Origin of the sequence: Mycobacterium novum, from assembly GCF_010726505.1 — a bacterium.
In the GTDB taxonomy this organism is placed as follows: domain Bacteria; phylum Actinomycetota; class Actinomycetes; order Mycobacteriales; family Mycobacteriaceae; genus Mycobacterium; species Mycobacterium algericum.
Genome location: NZ_AP022562.1, coordinates 1,607,580 through 1,622,373 on the forward strand (window position 1 = coordinate 1,607,580; position 14,794 = coordinate 1,622,373).

The 14,794-nt window shown below is 68.7% G+C and carries 13 protein-coding genes and 1 tRNA gene; 7 read left to right on the plus strand and 7 right to left on the minus strand.

Annotated features, from left to right (window positions below; genetic code table 11):
- The first annotated feature begins 2 nt into the window (after window positions 1–2).
- From G6N19_RS07400 to G6N19_RS07415, 4 genes are all read left to right on the plus strand, one after another.
- On the plus strand, window positions 3–374 hold the full coding sequence (locus G6N19_RS07400) for a DUF3054 domain-containing protein (RefSeq protein WP_193466071.1): 372 nt from the start codon (window positions 3–5) through the stop codon (window positions 372–374).
- Between the two features lie 67 nt (window positions 375–441).
- A complete protein-coding gene (locus G6N19_RS07405) occupies window positions 442–1,023 on the plus strand; it encodes a hypothetical protein (RefSeq protein ID WP_193466072.1) in 582 nt (193 codons plus the stop codon).
- Window positions 1,024–1,248: 225 nt separating this feature from the next.
- Window positions 1,249–4,113 carry a (Fe-S)-binding protein gene (locus tag G6N19_RS07410; protein WP_193466073.1) on the plus strand — a complete coding sequence of 955 codons (2,865 nt, stop codon included), beginning with the start codon at window positions 1,249–1,251 and terminating at the stop codon, window positions 4,111–4,113.
- A gap of 64 nt (window positions 4,114–4,177) precedes the next feature.
- Window positions 4,178–5,482: a pyridoxal phosphate-dependent aminotransferase gene (locus tag G6N19_RS07415; RefSeq protein ID WP_041316796.1), complete on the plus strand. Its 1,305-nt coding sequence runs from the start codon at window positions 4,178–4,180 to the stop codon at window positions 5,480–5,482.
- Window positions 5,483–5,737: 255 nt separating this feature from the next.
- On the opposite strand, the gene rfbA is transcribed toward G6N19_RS07415, so the two are convergent.
- The 6 genes from rfbA to dcd form a co-directional block, all read right to left on the minus strand.
- Window positions 5,738–6,604, minus strand: a complete 867-nt coding sequence (gene rfbA, locus G6N19_RS07420) for a glucose-1-phosphate thymidylyltransferase RfbA (RefSeq protein ID WP_193466328.1) — start codon at window positions 6,602–6,604, stop codon at window positions 5,738–5,740.
- A gap of 31 nt (window positions 6,605–6,635) precedes the next feature.
- Entirely contained in the window at window positions 6,636–6,995 is a 360-nt protein-coding gene (locus tag G6N19_RS07425) for a nuclear transport factor 2 family protein (RefSeq protein ID WP_013827268.1), read from the minus strand.
- A 29-nt stretch (window positions 6,996–7,024) separates the two neighbouring features.
- Window positions 7,025–7,783: a maleylpyruvate isomerase family mycothiol-dependent enzyme gene (locus tag G6N19_RS07430; RefSeq protein ID WP_013827267.1), complete on the minus strand. Its 759-nt coding sequence runs from the start codon at window positions 7,781–7,783 to the stop codon at window positions 7,025–7,027.
- Between the two features lie 29 nt (window positions 7,784–7,812).
- Window positions 7,813–9,540 (minus strand): DUF7159 family protein, encoded by a 1,728-nt coding sequence (locus tag G6N19_RS07435; RefSeq protein ID WP_193466074.1) that lies wholly within the window; start codon window positions 9,538–9,540, stop codon window positions 7,813–7,815.
- 66 nt (window positions 9,541–9,606) lie between these two features.
- A complete protein-coding gene (locus tag G6N19_RS07440; RefSeq protein WP_193466075.1) occupies window positions 9,607–11,049 on the minus strand; it encodes a DUF7159 family protein in 1,443 nt (480 codons plus the stop codon).
- Window positions 11,050–11,157: 108 nt separating this feature from the next.
- A complete protein-coding gene (gene dcd, locus G6N19_RS07445) occupies window positions 11,158–11,730 on the minus strand; it encodes a dCTP deaminase (protein ID WP_013827264.1) in 573 nt (190 codons plus the stop codon).
- Window positions 11,731–11,883: 153 nt separating this feature from the next.
- Between dcd and G6N19_RS07450 the strand changes: the two genes are divergently transcribed.
- The 3 genes from G6N19_RS07450 (at window position 11,884) to G6N19_RS07460 (ending at window position 13,969) form a co-directional block, all read left to right on the plus strand.
- Window positions 11,884–11,957, plus strand: a tRNA-Gly gene (locus G6N19_RS07450).
- 422 nt (window positions 11,958–12,379) lie between these two features.
- Window positions 12,380–13,027 (plus strand): PGRS repeat-containing protein, encoded by a 648-nt coding sequence (locus tag G6N19_RS07455; protein ID WP_193466076.1) that lies wholly within the window; start codon window positions 12,380–12,382, stop codon window positions 13,025–13,027.
- Between the two features lie 84 nt (window positions 13,028–13,111).
- Window positions 13,112–13,969: a hypothetical protein gene (locus tag G6N19_RS07460; protein WP_013827262.1), complete on the plus strand. Its 858-nt coding sequence runs from the start codon at window positions 13,112–13,114 to the stop codon at window positions 13,967–13,969.
- Here G6N19_RS07460 and G6N19_RS07465 read toward each other — a convergent pair.
- Window positions 13,966–14,787 (minus strand): glycoside hydrolase family 16 protein, encoded by an 822-nt coding sequence (locus tag G6N19_RS07465; protein ID WP_013827261.1) that lies wholly within the window; start codon window positions 14,785–14,787, stop codon window positions 13,966–13,968. The genes G6N19_RS07460 and G6N19_RS07465 overlap by 4 nt on opposite strands.
- Window positions 14,788–14,794 lie beyond the last annotated feature (7 nt).

Below are 14,794 nucleotides of genomic sequence, written 5' to 3' on the forward strand. Positions count from 1 at the left end.
GCATGCGACCGCAGCGCGATCCGGCCTGGCTCGGCATCGACGTGGTGGCCGTCCTGGTGTTCTGCGCGCTGGGGCGCCGCAGTCACGACGAGGGCCTCGATATCAGCGGCCTGGCAACCACGGCCTGGCCATTTCTGAGCGGTACGGTGCTGGGCTGGCTGATGTCCCGCGGCTGGCGCAGGCCCACCGCCGTTGTCCCCACCGGGGTGACCGTCTGGATATCGACGGTGCTGGTCGGCATGGCGTTGCGGGCAGCGACCGCTACGGGCGTGGCGTGGTCGTTCGTCGCGGTCGCGTCGACGGTGACCGCCGTGTTCCTGCTCGGCTGGCGAGCGGTGTTCGAGCTCGTCGCGCGACGGCGCGCCACCCGGTAGACGGCACAGCGAGTCGTCAGCCGCCGACGCGGGGTTTCGTCAGCCGCAGCACCTACCATCGGTGTGCGTGGAACGAACGCCGGACGACCCCAACGACGAACCGACCCGGATGGCCGACTACGACTATCGCGGGGCCGACAGATATGACGAGCCGGCCGGTTACTACAGCGAGTACCGTGACCCCACCGGATCGCAGCCCGGCTGGTCCGAACCGCCCGAACCGCCCCCGGCGCCCTGGTACCTGAGGCCGCTCGCGCTCATCGGCTGGGGTGTGCTCACCGCGCTGCTGATCGCCACGCTGGTGTGGAGCATGGTCCGGCTGGTGAACAAGGACTCCGGCGACACCACGCCGGCGACGACGTCGGTCACTTCCACCGTGGCGCCCCCGGGCGAGTCGACCGCCCCGAATCCGGTCGCCCCGGCGCCCCCCGGTCAGGAAGATGCACCGCCGCCGGCTACCACCGCCACCGAGCCACCGGCTACCACCACCACCGAACCAACGACCACGACCACGACCACGACCACCGAACCGACGACGACCACTGCGCCGACCACCACTGCGCCGACGACCACCCAGCCCACCACCACCCAACCCGCGACCACGACCGAAGCGGCGCCGACCACCACCGCCGGGACGGACGGTCAATAGCGCCGCCGTGCCGCGAAAACCCTTCCGAACAGTCGCAAGTCGATACAGTTAGGCCAGCCTGCGTCGCGCTGGGCGGGAACGGGGTGGCACTATGGGCGAGCATCAAGCAGCGCTTGAACAGGTATTGCGCAAGATAGACGGTAAGTTACCCATCAGTAACTTCAGTTAAGCTACTGACCGGTAACTTCTGGATGGGAGAGGCGCTCCGTGACCGAGAATGTCCAGATGATGATCAGGCTGGTCGTCGGCCTGTCCATGACAGCGCTCGTCGCAGTTCTCGCCGTACGCCGGGTGTTCTGGCTGTACAAGCTGGTCATGTCCGGCCAGAAGGTCGGCGCCGAGCGGGTCTCCGACGTCGGTGCCCGGGTGTGGACCCAGGTCCGTGAGGTCGCCGGCCAGGCCAAGCTGCTGAAGTGGTCGATTCCGGGCATCGCGCACTTCTTCACCATGTGGGCGTTCATCGTGCTGCTGACCGTCTACATCGAGGCCTACGGCCAGCTCTTCAAACACGACTTCGCCATCCCGGTCATCGGCCATTGGGACGCGCTCGGCTTCCTGCAGGACTTCTTCATCACCGCGGTCACGCTGTCGATCTTCGCGTTCATGATCATCCGCATCATCCGCAACCCGCGCGAGATGGGCCGGGAATCGAGGTTCTACGGCTCCCACAACGGTGGCGCCTGGCTGATCCTGGTCATGATCCTCAACGTGGTGTGGACCTTCCTGCTGCTGCGCGGCGCCGCGGTCAACACCGGCAGCCTGCCCTACGGCAACGGCGCCTACCTGTCGCAGTTGATGGGCAAGATCATGGAGCCGTTGGGGCTCGCCGCGAACGAGACCATCGAGACCGCCTCGCTGCTGCTGCACATCGGTGTGGCGCTGGCGTTCTTGATCATCGTGCTGCACTCCAAGCACCTGCATATCTTCCTGGCCCCGATCAACGTCACCTTCAAGCGGCTGCCCGACGGGCTCGGCCCGCTGCTGCCGATCGAGTACGAGGGCGAGGCGCTGAACTTCGACGACCCGCCGGAGGACGCGGTCTTCGGCCGCGGCAAGATCGAGGACTTCTCCTGGAAGGGCATGCTCGACTTCGCCACCTGTACCGAATGTGGCCGCTGCCAGTCGCAGTGCCCGGCGTGGAACACCGGCAAGCCGTTGAGCCCCAAGTTGTTGATCATGGACCTGCGGGACCACTGGATGGCCAAGGCGCCCTACCTGCTCGGCACCAAAGACGCGCCGGACATGGACATCGACCTGACCGACGCGAAACCGCTGGCAGGTCACCACGTGCCGGAGAAGGGCTTCGAGCGCATCGGTGGCTCCGGTCCGGAACAGGCCACCCGCCCGCTGGTCGGCACCGCCGAACAGGGCGGCGTGATCGACCCGGACGTGCTGTGGTCCTGCACCAACTGCGGCGCCTGCGTCGAGCAGTGCCCGGTGGACATCGAGCACATCGACCACATCCTGGACATGCGCCGCTACCAGGTGCTGGTGGAGTCGGAGTTCCCGTCCGAGCTGGCCGTGCTGTTCAAGAACCTGGAGAACAAGGGCAACCCGTGGGGGCAGAACGCCAGCGAGCGCACCGCCTGGATCGACGAGCTCAACTTCGACATCCCGGTCTACGGCCAGGACGTCGAGAGCTTCGACGGCTTCGAGTACCTGTTCTGGGTGGGCTGCGCGGGCGCCTATGAGGACCGCGCCAAGAAGACCACCAAGGCGACCGCCGAACTGCTGGCCGCCGCCGGGGTGAAGTTCCTGGTGCTGGGCACCGGCGAGACCTGCACCGGTGACCCGGCGCGGCGGTCCGGCAACGAGTTCCTGTTCCAGCAGTTGGCAACCCAGAACGTCGAGACGCTCAACGAGTTGTTCGACGGCCTAGAGAAACCCGATCGCAAGATCATCGCCAGCTGCCCGCACTGCTTCAACACGATCTCGCGCGAATATCCGCAGCTGGGCAGCGAGTACACGGTGCTGCACCACAGCCAGGTGCTCAACCGGCTGGTGCGGGACAAGAAGCTGATACCGGTCACCCCGATGTCGCGCGACGTCACCTACCACGACCCGTGCTTCCTGGGCCGGCACAACAAGGTGTACGAGCCGCCCCGCGAGCTCGTCACCGCCGCGGGAGCCAATCTGGTCGAGATGCCGCGTAACCGCGATCGCTCGTTCTGCTGCGGCGCCGGCGGCGCCCGGATGTGGATGGAAGAGCACATCGGCAAGCGGGTGAACCACGACCGCGTGGACGAGGCGCTGGCCACCGGTGCCACGACCATCGCCACCGCCTGCCCGTTCTGCCGGGTGATGATCAGTGACGGCGTCGACGACCGGATCGAGGCCTCCGGGCGTTCCGGCGTGGACGTGCGTGACATCGCCCAGCTGCTGCTGGATTCGCTGGACATGTCCGGGGTGACGTTGCCGGAGAAGGGCACCGCTGCGGCGGCGGCCGCTGCGACCGTCAAGACGGCGCCGAAGAAGGAGGCGGCGGCACCTGCTGCCGCGGCCACCGCGACGGCGGAGAAGCCGGCGGCCCCGGCCGCCGAGGCCAAGACCGCGGCCCCGGCCAAGGGGCTGGGGATGGCCGGTGGGGCCAAGCGCCCGGGGGCCAAGAAGGCGGCCGCGCCGGCCACCGAGGCCACAGCGGCATCGGCGGCCTCGGGGGCCGACACCGCGGCACCCGCTGCTCCGGCAGCCCCGGTGAAGGGGCTGGGGATGGCCGGTGGGGCCAAGCGTCCGGGTGCCAAGAAGGCAGCGGCGGCTCCGGCCGCCCCGGAAGCGACCACCGCTGCCACGCCCGCGGAACCGGCGGCACCCGAAGCGCCGGCAGCACCCGCGGCACCGGTCAAGGGCCTGGGTATGGCGGCCGGTGCCCGCAAGCCGGGCGCCAAGAAGCCCGCCGCGGCAACCCCGGCAGCTGCGGAACCGGCCGCTGCGGCCGCCGAACCCGCATCGACCGCCGCGGAGCCGGCCTCGTCCGCCACCGAGCCCGCGGCGGCTCCGGAGGCCGCCGCCCCAGCGGAGGCCTCCAAAGAACAGCCCGCCGTGACGGGCCTGGGAATCCAGCGCGGAGCGCGACCGCCGGGCAAACGCTGAGATAACAAGTTGGGGCCGTGTGGGTGCACATACGGCCCCAACTTGTTTCTCGGGCAAATTTTGATTGGACAGCTATGGGACCATTGTCGACGTGACCGCTCACCAGTTGCCTCACCAGATGCCCTGGCCTGCCATCGGCAGCCAGCTGCGGCAGCGGACGTTCGCGCAGTCGACCAAACTGCAGGACGTTCTCTACGAGATCCGCGGTCCGATCCATGCCCAGGCCGCCCGGATGGAGGCCGAGGGGCACCGCATCCTCAAGCTCAACATCGGCAACCCGGCGCCGTTCGGGTTCGAGGCGCCCGACGTGATCATGCGCGACATGATCCAGGCGTTGCCGCACGCGCAGGGATATTCAGATTCGCAGGGCATCCTGCCAGCGCGGCGCGCGGTGGTCACCCGCTACGAACTGGTCGAGGGGTTCCCCCGCTTCGACGTCGACGACGTCTATCTGGGCAACGGGGTCTCCGAGCTGATCAGCATGGTGCTTCAGGCACTGCTGGACAACGGCGATCAGGTGCTGATCCCGGCTCCGGACTATCCGCTGTGGACAGCGTCGACGTCGCTGGCCGGTGGCACGCCGGTGCACTATCTGTGCGACGAGACCCAGGGCTGGCAACCCGACATCGCCGACATGGAATCGAAGATCACCGAGCGGACCAAGGCGCTGGTGGTGATCAACCCGAACAACCCGACCGGTGCCGTCTACGGGCGGGAGGTACTCAGCCAGATCGCCGAGTTGGCCCGCAAGCATCAACTCCTGCTGCTGGCCGACGAGATCTACGACAAGATCCTCTACGACGACGCCGAGCACACGAATATGGCCGCCCTGGCGCCGGATCTGCTGTGCCTGACCTTCAACGGGTTGTCGAAGGCCTACCGGGTGGCGGGTTACCGGGCCGGCTGGGTGGCGATCACCGGCCCCAAGGAGCACGCGACCAGTTTCCTGGAGGGCATCAATCTGCTCGCCAACATGCGGCTGTGCCCGAATGTGCCGGCGCAGCACGCTATTCAGGTGGCATTGGGCGGCCATCAGAGCATCGACGATCTGGTACTGCCGGGCGGTCGACTGCTCGAACAACGTGACGTGGCCTGGAGCAAGCTCAATGAGATTCCCGGCGTCTCCTGCGTCAAGCCGAGTGGTGCACTCTACGCGTTCCCGCGGCTCGACCCCGAGGTCTACCCGATCCAGGACGACGAGCAGCTGGTCTTGGATCTGCTGCTGCAGGAGAAGATCCTGGTGACTCAGGGCACCGGGTTCAACTGGCCGGCGCCGGACCATCTGCGCATCGTGACGCTGCCGTGGGCCCGCGATTTGTCCGGCGCCATCGAACGGCTGGGCAACTTCTTGGTGGGCTACCGGCTGTAGTGCTTCGACTTTCGCCGAAACTGTCGTTGGCGCGGGAAAGTTCGAGTGCCAACCACGGTAACTACAGGTTCGTCAGTGAAAGACCCGTGGGAGGGTGAGCGGGCCGACCTTCGGGCACGATGGACGCGCGCTGACCCACATACTCGGCCCGATGACCATCGACATGTTCGTCGGAATGGGCGACAGCCGAAAGTACGCCGAGAGCTCACTGCGGCGCGCGGCCGAGGCGATCGCCGCCGGCTGACGCCGGACTGCTCAGCGCCGCTGCAACAACTGTGACAGATAATCGCCGTAGCCGGACTTGCGCAGCGCATCGGCTCGGGCCGCGAGGTGGTCGTCGTCGATGAACCCCATCCGCCAGGCCACCTCCTCGGGAATGCCGATCTTGAGGCCCTGGCGACGCTCGATGGTGCGCACGTAGTCGCCGGCGTCCAGCAGCGAGTCGAACGTCCCGGTATCCAGCCAGGCGGTGCCGCGGGCCAGCGCCTGGACACTGAGCCGGCCCTGCTCGAGGTAGGCCTGGTTGATATCGGTGATCTCGTATTCGCCACGCGCCGAGGGCTTTAAGCCCCTGGCGATCTCGACGACGTCGTTGTCGTAGAAGTACAGCCCCGGTATCGCGTAGTGGGATTTGGGGGTCGCCGGTTTCTCCTCCACCGACACCGCCGCGCCGTCGGCATTGAACTCGATGACGCCATAGGCTGACGGATCGGCCATCCAGTAGGCGAAAATGACGGCGCCCGAGACGGCTTGGTGCCGACGCAGGCTGGTGCCGAGGCCGGGGCCGTAGAAGATGTTGTCCCCCAACACCAGCGCGACCGACTCGGCACCGATGTGGTCGGCACCGATGACGAACGCCCGCGCCAGCCCGTCGGGCTGGTCCTGGACCGCGTAACTGATGTCGACCCCGAATGCGCTTCCGTCACCGAGTAATCGATGAAACGCCGCCGCGTCGTGGCCGGTGGTGATCACCTGGATGTCGCGGATACCCGCCAGCATCAAGGTGCACAGCGGGTAGTAGACCAGCGGTTTGTCATAGACCGGCAGCAACTGCTTGCTGACGCCCATCGTGATCGGATACAAGCGGGTGCCCGAGCCACCGGCCAGGATGATCCCGCGCATGCCGTCGAGCCTAACCGCCATCAGCGCAGGCTCAGTCGACCCGGTCGGCCTCGGTGAGATCCGTGGCGGCCAGCGCCGCATCCAGGCCGTCGTGACGGAACACCGCCGCAACCTGATCGCGCACCACCCGGAACGCGACCGCCTGGGCGGACCCGGCGCCGACGGGGACCAATTCGGCCACCACGACGCCGTCGTGCACATACATCCGGCCGATGCCGGCGGTGATCTCGGCTTCGGCTGCCCAGCGCCGCAACGCCTGATGGCCTTGCGCGGCGCCGTTCGCGTCGGCCACCTCGATGCCGTCGCTGGACAACTGCTCCAAGGTCTCGAGGTCACCGGCGGCCAAAGCGTCGTGCCAGGCGAGGACGGTTGCGATCTCCGATGTGCTCATGCCCTGCAAACTACCGTGTGGGCTCGCCCTCAGAAGGCGGTGTGCTCGACCCACTCCTGCCACACCGCCGCGTCGCCGAACAACACGATGTCGGTGTCGGCCACCGGAACCCGGCCCATGATCGCCAGAAAGAGGTCGCGGGCCGGACCCCGCAGTGCCACCGACCCCTTGCCGTGCTCATGCGCCCAGACGAGTGCGGCGTTGTCGGCAGACCGGCTGATGGTCCACTCGCCCGCCTGTCCCAGTCCGTCATCGGTGGCGTGCAGGTGCACGGTCTGGCCGTCGGCCAGCGGCGGTTGCCCGTCGCGAGCGACGCGTGCCGTGATCAGGTCGAGAAACTCGGAGATGCCGTCGGCGGCCAACTCCGCCGGCAAGGCGAAATCGCCGCCCAGCGCCAGTGCGGCGTCGGCGCGGTGCACCGTCGCCTCGTGCAGCCGGCGGCGCACCCACCAGGACGCCGGTCGCGGCCCCAGGAACGTCCACGCCGGGTTGTCGGGGCCGACCTGCGCGACCCCGTCCAGCACCCGTTGGGCGCCGTCGTTCAGCCAGCCGATGGCCGCGTCCGGGTCCGCCGGCGGCTTGCCGTCAACGACGTCACGAGGATCCAGCGCGTGGTCCAATCGGTCGGCGACGATCTGCGCTGCCCACCGATGACCCCGCCCGACATGGCGGAACAACTGGGTCAGATTCCACTCCGGGCAACTCGGAACCGCCAGCCCGGGATCACCGGAGCGGATCAGCTCGCCGAAAGCGCGGGTCTCATCGAGCAATGCTGCGGCGTAATCCACGCCGTCAGGCTAGTGGATTATCGGGGGGCTCAGAAGGGCCAGCCGCCCTTGCCGCCGCCACCACCGTTGCCCCCGCCACCGAAGTCGGGGAACCACGAGCCGCCACCGCCGCCGCGAGCGCCGCTGCCACCGCCCCCCAGACCCGGCAACCAGGGGTTGTTGCCGCCCCCGTTGGTGCCGACCCCGGGCAGCCACGGTGACGGGTTGCCGCCCTTGTTGCCGCCCTTGTTGCCGCCGCCGTTATCGCCCGGCAGCCACGACGGGTTGCCGCCCTTGTTGCCGCCCCCGTTGTTGCCCGGCAGCCACGACGGGTTGTCCTTCTTGTTGCCACCGCCGTTGTTCCCGGGTAGCCACGACGGATTGTCGTTCTTCGGGGGACTCTGGGCCGGCGGCTTGAAGATGGGCGGCAACTCCGGCTGCTTGGGGGCCGGGGCGGCCGGCGACGGAATCTCGACCGGCGGGGCGGGCACCTGGATGGGCACCGGGATCGGTATCGGCGCCGGAGCCGCCGGAGCCGGCGCGGCCGGGGCCGGAGCCGCTGGCATCGGCGCGGGCGCCGCCGGGGCCTGCGCAACGGGCGGTGCCGGGGCCGCCGGTGCCGGAGCCGCCGGTACCGGAGCTGCCGGAGGCACCTTGGGCGCCACCTCGGGAACCGGTGCCGGCGCCTGCTGGGTGGGTACGACGATGTGTTGGCTCGGCGCGGGATGCTCGGATGCGGTGGGCCGGATACTGACCGCCAGCGCCACGAGCAGGGAGGCAACCCCGACGACGAAGAAAGCCGCGAGGCCGCTACCGGCCAGCAGAAACGGGTTGCGACGCCGAGCTGGCTCGAAGGCAGCGGCCGAGAGCACGCCAGAACTCGGCGGGTGGTAGTCCGCGGCGATAACGTTCGCGGTACCTTCCGCATCGTCGAAGGCCAGGTAGCCGCTGTCGGCATCGTCGGGGATCGCGCTGTAGGCCAGCGCATACTCACCGATCGTGGCGTCGTAGTCGGCCTGCTGGGCGTAGGCCAGCGCGACCAGATTCGGGTCGATCACGCCGGTCCCCGGGTCGCGGGCCCAGGCCAGTGCCGACGTCGACGAGTCGAACAGCGGCGCATGGGCGCTGGCCAGCGCCGCTCCCCGTGCCAGCGCTGTGTCCGGCTCCTCGGGAACACTGACCGGGATCGCGCTGACCGCGTCCAGCTCGGGCTTGACCAGGCCGACATTGACGCCGGATCCGACCACGAACAGCCCGTCGGGTCGGGACTCGAGCCGACCGGCCTGGGCGGCCAGGGCGGTCAGCTCGGCGAGCGCCGCGTCGTCGTCGGGCGGCAGCGCCACGCGACTCACTTCGGTGATCGAGCCGTCCGTCGAGTCGACGACGGCCAGCGTCGCACCCTGGGGTTCGATGAACATCAGTGCGGTCCGCTCGTAGCCGATCGTTCCGCCCACGGTCTGGGCCAGCGCGGCCGCCGCCAGGAAGGCCGACACCAGCATGACGTTCTCGACCCGGCGGTCGGCCAGGGCGTCGCGCAGCTGACCGGCCTGCACCTGGTCGGCGACGGTCACCCCCGTCGACGCCAACCGGTAGCCGCCCTGCTGCGCGCTCTCCTGGGTGCCCAGGATGGCCGACACCACCTGGTCGGGGAATGCCGCGCCTGCGGTGTCAACCTCAAAGCCGTCCTCGTCGACGGTGACGCCACCGGCGTTCTCTCCCTCGACGAGGACCATGCGCACCGACGGCGGTGCCGTCGACACACCGAGCACGATGTCCACTGCACCTCCTCCCCTTCGGCCGCCGATTGATTAGCCCATCTTATCGGCTTGCGAGATAAATCCCCCTCAGAAGTGGAGGCCCGGAATCGGGATCGGGATCTTGATCCCGCCCTTACCTTTGCCTTTGCCACCTTTACCGGGTCCACCACGCCCCCAGCCGCCGTCACCGCCCCAACCCCCTTTAGGCGGGCCCAATATCGGCGGACCACCGGGGAGCCCGGGAATCTCCAGTTTCGGGATGATCGGCGGTGGCGCGGCCGGTGGTGGCGGCAGCGCCGGTGGCGGCGGCGCCACGGGCTGGGGCGCCGGCGCTCGCGGGGCCGGCGCCGGAGCGGGGGCGTTCGGGGGGGCCGGTTCTGCGGCCGGCACAGGCGGCGCCGAAGGTGCCGGGGCCGGCGGTGGGACGGCGGCCTTGGGCGGCGACGGCTTCTGGGTGACGACGTTGGCGCGCACGTCGGGACCGTGGTGGTTGGCGGCCCGCATGCCCACCGCCAGCGCTACCGCCAACGCCAGCACCCCGACCACGAACAACGCCGCGACGCCGCCGGTGACCAGCATCGGTTTGCGTTCGCGCTGCTGTATTCCGGTGGTGAAGTCCAGCAGCCGGGAGTCGACGAGCTCCGGCTGGTCGACGACGCGCTGGGCGGCCGAGGGAAGGTAGCCGCTGTCGGCGTAGTCCGGGACCGCGCTGTAGGCCAACGGCTCGATGTCGGCGGTGGCGTTGTAGTCGACCGCCTCGGCCGGGACGTAGGCGTATCCGGAGCTGACCACCGCCGGATCCAGTGAGCTGGTGCCGGGGTCCTGCGCCCAGGCCACCGCCCGGGTGGAGGACGCGAACAGCGGGGCGTGCGCACTGGCCAGCGCCGCACCACGGGCCAACGCCATGTCGGGTTCCTCGGGCGCGCTGACCGGCAGCGGGCTGGCCTTGTCCAGCTCCGGTTTGATCATCGCGACGTTGACCCCGCCCGACCCCACCACGAACAGCCCATCGGGACGCGACTCCAGCCGTTGCGCGCCGGCAACCAGTTCGGTCAACTCGCCGACGGCGCTGTCGTCGTCGGGTGACAGCGGCTGCCGATGGACCTCGGTGATCTCACCGTCATCGGAGTTGACCACCGCCAGGGTGGCGGCGTCAGGTTCGACGAACAACAGGGCGGTGCGGGCGTAGCGCGTCGCGCTGCCCACCGCCTGAGCCAGCGCGGCGGCGGCCAGGAACGCCGACACCAGCATCACGTTCTCGACCTTGTGCCCTATCAGGGCCTCGCGCAGCGCGGTGGCTTCGGCCGGGTCGCTCCAGGTCACCCCGGTCGAACTGAGCTGATAGCCGCCCTCACGAGCACCTTCGCGGGTGCCCAGGATCGCCGAGACCACCCGCTCCGGGGCGCTCTGAGTGTCGGCGCCGACGTCGAAGTCGTCGTGCTCCACCGTGACCCCGTCGGCACCTTCGCCTTCCACCAGGACCATGCGGACCGTCGAGGGTGCAACCGATACCCCGAGAACGATGTCCACAGCTACCTCCACCCACTGCTGATCGGCCAGTACTGAGGGCCGCACCCCCGCAGGGCCAGCCGGTACCGGCTACATCTCAGCCGCGGGGCGGCTGTCACAGCCGAAGGGCTAACCGGACTGGATGAAGTTCTGGTACGAGCGGGACGGCGTCGGCCCGCGCTGGCCCTGATATTTCGACCCTACTCGCGTACTGCCGTATGGGTGCTCCGCCGGACTCGTCAGCCGCAGCAGACACAGCTGGCCGATCTTCATACCCGGCCACAACGTGATCGGCAGATTCGCCACGTTGGACAGCTCCAAGGTGATGTGTCCGGAGAAACCCGGGTCAATGAATCCCGCGGTGGAGTGGGTCAGCAGGCCGAGGCGGCCCAGGCTCGACTTGCCCTCCAGCCGGCCGGCCAGATCGTCGGGCAACGTGCAGCACTCCAAGGTGGAGCCCAGCACGAACTCGCCGGGGTGCAGCACGAACGGCTCGCCGGCTTTCGGTTCGACCAGCGTGGTCAGCTCGTCCTGCTGCTGGGCGGGATCGATGTGGGTGTAACGGGTGTTGTTGAACACCCGGAACAGGTTGTCGAGGCGGACGTCCACGCTGGACGGCTGGACCAGGGTGTCGTCGAAGGGGTCGAGGGCCAGGCGGCCGGCGGCGATTTCGGCCCGCAGATCACGATCGGAGAGCAGCACCGGACGAGCGTATCCGCTCGGCTGGCGCATCGCCCGCAGCGCCGACAGTGCGGTTTGGTTCGCTTTTCGGCGGGTGAGCCGACGATTCCGCACACTCGGCGCCATCGTTGGCTGTCGGCGGGGCCGGAGGTGCTAGCCTGCTAGCGCACCAATGCCGATGTAGTTCAATGGCAGAACATCAGCTTCCCAAGCTGAGAACGCGGGTTCGATTCCCGTCATCGGCTCCACGTTTGCGCAGGTCAGGCAATCAAGGGCAGTCACCCCATCGCGGGCTGACGATTGCCGGCCAGCGCGGTAGACCGCGGACCCCGGCCCCGTAGCTGAGATTTCGTTGGGCCTGGCGCCCGGTTCGCTAACGACCTTGGGGTACCGATCCTCCAGTGGGTTGATCCCACATCAGGCACACCGATGGTCATCTATCTCACGCGAAATGACGCAACTCGGATGACAATATCGAGTGTCGTTGACAACAAGTTAACGTCCACTTACCTTAGAACGCACTAAGCGTTGAGTTACCAACGTGTTACAGAAAATTGTTCGCGGCCGGGAGCACAGTAAGGAAGGGAACGGGGGCATGGCGAATCGGGGGAGCATCGGTAGGGGCACTAGGCAGGCGCGGTCGCGCCGGCGGAATCGCGCGGTGGGGACCGTGGCGTCGGCGGGGGCGGTCCTGGCGTTCGGCGTGATGCCGTTGGGCCACACACCGGAGGCCCAGGCCGACGAGTTCGACTGGATCGCGGACGTGTTCGACATGTCCGCCTGGGTCGATGACGGTGGTGCCTCCGATGCCGTGAATTGGTTCGACCCGGCCAGCTGGAGCCTGGACGGTCTTGCGGGCAGCGCGGCGGCGGACGACTTCACCACCTGGGCTGAGACGTGGATCTACCAGCCGTTTCACACGATGATGCAGAACTGGATGCAGACCGACTTCGGGATCGTTTTCCGCTATGTGCTCAACGAATCGTTCGGCAACGGGCAAATCCTGATCGGCAATGGCGCCGACGGTTACAGCGGCGGCACTTTGGAGGAGGCTGCCGGCCAGCCCGGCGGGCTGTGGTTCGGCGACGGCGGTGACGGCGGTACTACCGCTTCCGGTGTTGGCGGCGCCGGCGGCGCGGCGTACTTCGGTAACGGTGGTGCCGGCGGTGACGGTACCGACGGTGCTGCCGGCGGCTCCGGCGGCAGTGTCGCCTACATCGGCATTGGCGGTGACGGCGGTGCCGGCGGTGCCGGCGGACCCGGCGGTGACGGCGGTTGGTTGTTCGGAAGCGACGGAAACGCCGGCTCTCCGGGGTAGGCCGCTGGGCTCCGGAGCGGGCATCACCGGCGATTCCGGTCATCAACTCCACGCGGGGCGACCACGCACAGCACAATCACCGGTATGGGCCTATTCCCGAAGCCGCACGCCACCCTCACCGATGCCGAGGTCGCCGACGCCCTGAACCGCGCGGTAGCCGTCATCAACCCGCTGCTCGACCTGCTGGCGCAATCCGATCCGATCGGCCTGCGCCAGCGCACCCGCCGGCTGCTCAGCCCGCCGCGCGGGCTGACCGGCCGGGTCCGGCGGTTCCGGCTACGCCGACGCCGCCATGAGGCCGGCCGCGGCCCCAGCGCCGCCGACCGTGCCAGAAACGCCGGCGCACAGTTGATGAACGCCGCCGACCTGCCGGGCACCGCCGCCTGGGAGCGGATGAGCCGCGATGAGCGCGTGCACTGGTGGGTGCACCGGGTCGGCGCGCTGAACACCGTGGTGGTGGCCTCGCCGCGCGTCTTCGGGTGGCTGGCGCGGGTGGTGCCGGTCGGCGAGCTTGCCGGGTTCGTCAATCACGCCATCGTGCTGTGTGCGCTGGCCCGCGAGTACGGCGTCACCGACCGACGCGAGCAGGTGCGACTACTCGCGGCGGTGCTGTGCCGGCGGGATCTTCCCGGGGACCTCGACGTGCCGCCGCCGCCCGATCCCGAGCCACTCCCCGAAACTCCGCCGCCGGGCTGGCAGCCCCTGAAGACCATCACCTCGTCGACCCCGGTGGTGATCACCCGGACCGTTTGGCAGCTGGCCGGGATCCTGCGGGCAACCTTCGAGGAAGCGGCTAAGCGCCCGCACCCGAAGAAGCTGTACCAGCGGCTCAGTCTGCTACCCGGGATCGGGGCGATCGCCGGATATTTCGGCGAGCGCGGCGCGCTGTTCCGGTCGGCGCGAGAAGGTGTGGCCTGGCTCGACCAGCACACCGTCGCTTAGAACACCCGTATCCAGTCGACCAGCATCTCCGCCGGGTAGCTGCCCGGGCCGGGGTCGCCGCCGCCCGAACCCGCGACGGCCAGATTCAGCACCGTGAACACCTGGTAGCCGGGATCATTGAAGGGCCAGTCGGCTATCGAGTTCGCCGGGACCGTGAAGTAGGGCGCGGCGCCGTCGACGTAGTCGCGCCAGAACCGGATGCCGTCGGTGTCCCACCGGCACCGCCAGGTGTGCCAGGCACTGTCCAGCGCGATCTGCTGGGTGGCCCATTCGGCCCCGTTGGCTTTGGTGTGGACGGTGGTCGCCGACGGCCAGTTGCCGTTGCCGTACCACTCCAGTACGTCGATCTCGCCGCGATCCTCGTTGCCCATCCACCAGGCGGGCCAGGCGCCGGGCGTCAGGCAGTTGAGCTTGATGCGGGCTTCCCAGGTGTGGCCGATGCCGCCGGTCCACCGGCTCTGGACCTTGCCGCTGTAGTAGGTGTTGCCGTCTTTGGCGGCGCGCAGCACCAGGTTGGACTTGCCGTCGAGGAACACGTTGCGGCGATCGTCGCGGTACTGCCCGACGTTTTCGGGCCGCTCCCAGAAGGTCGGATCCTTCATGGACTCGCGGGCTCGCGCCACCGTCCACTTCGCCGAATCCGGGGCCGAGCCGGCGGGACCGTCGAACTCGTCACTGAACAGGTAGGTCTGGGCCGGCGCGGCGGGCAGCGGGCCCACCGGCGACGGCTGCGCCCAGGCCTCCGGGATGCGCATCGCGGTGGCCAGCATCCCGATCCCGGTGGTCAGCATCAGGCTGCGTCGATTGATCTCGGGCATCTTCGAA

Coding starts and splice junctions, on each gene's coding strand:
- G6N19_RS07400 (WP_193466071.1), top strand. CDS start 3: ATGCGACCGCAGCGCGATCCGGCCTGGCTCGGCATCGACGTGGTGGCC.
- G6N19_RS07465 (WP_013827261.1), bottom strand. CDS start 14,787: ATGCCCGAGATCAATCGACGCAGCCTGATGCTGACCACCGGGATCGGG.
- G6N19_RS07425 (WP_013827268.1), bottom strand. CDS start 6,995: ATGAGCACATCGGAGATCGCAACCGTCCTCGCCTGGCACGACGCTTTG.
- rfbA (WP_193466328.1), bottom strand. CDS start 6,604: ATGCGCGGGATCATCCTGGCCGGTGGCTCGGGCACCCGCTTGTATCCG.
- G6N19_RS07460 (WP_013827262.1), top strand. CDS start 13,112: ATGGGCCTATTCCCGAAGCCGCACGCCACCCTCACCGATGCCGAGGTC.
- G6N19_RS07410 (WP_193466073.1), top strand. CDS start 1,249: ATGATGATCAGGCTGGTCGTCGGCCTGTCCATGACAGCGCTCGTCGCA.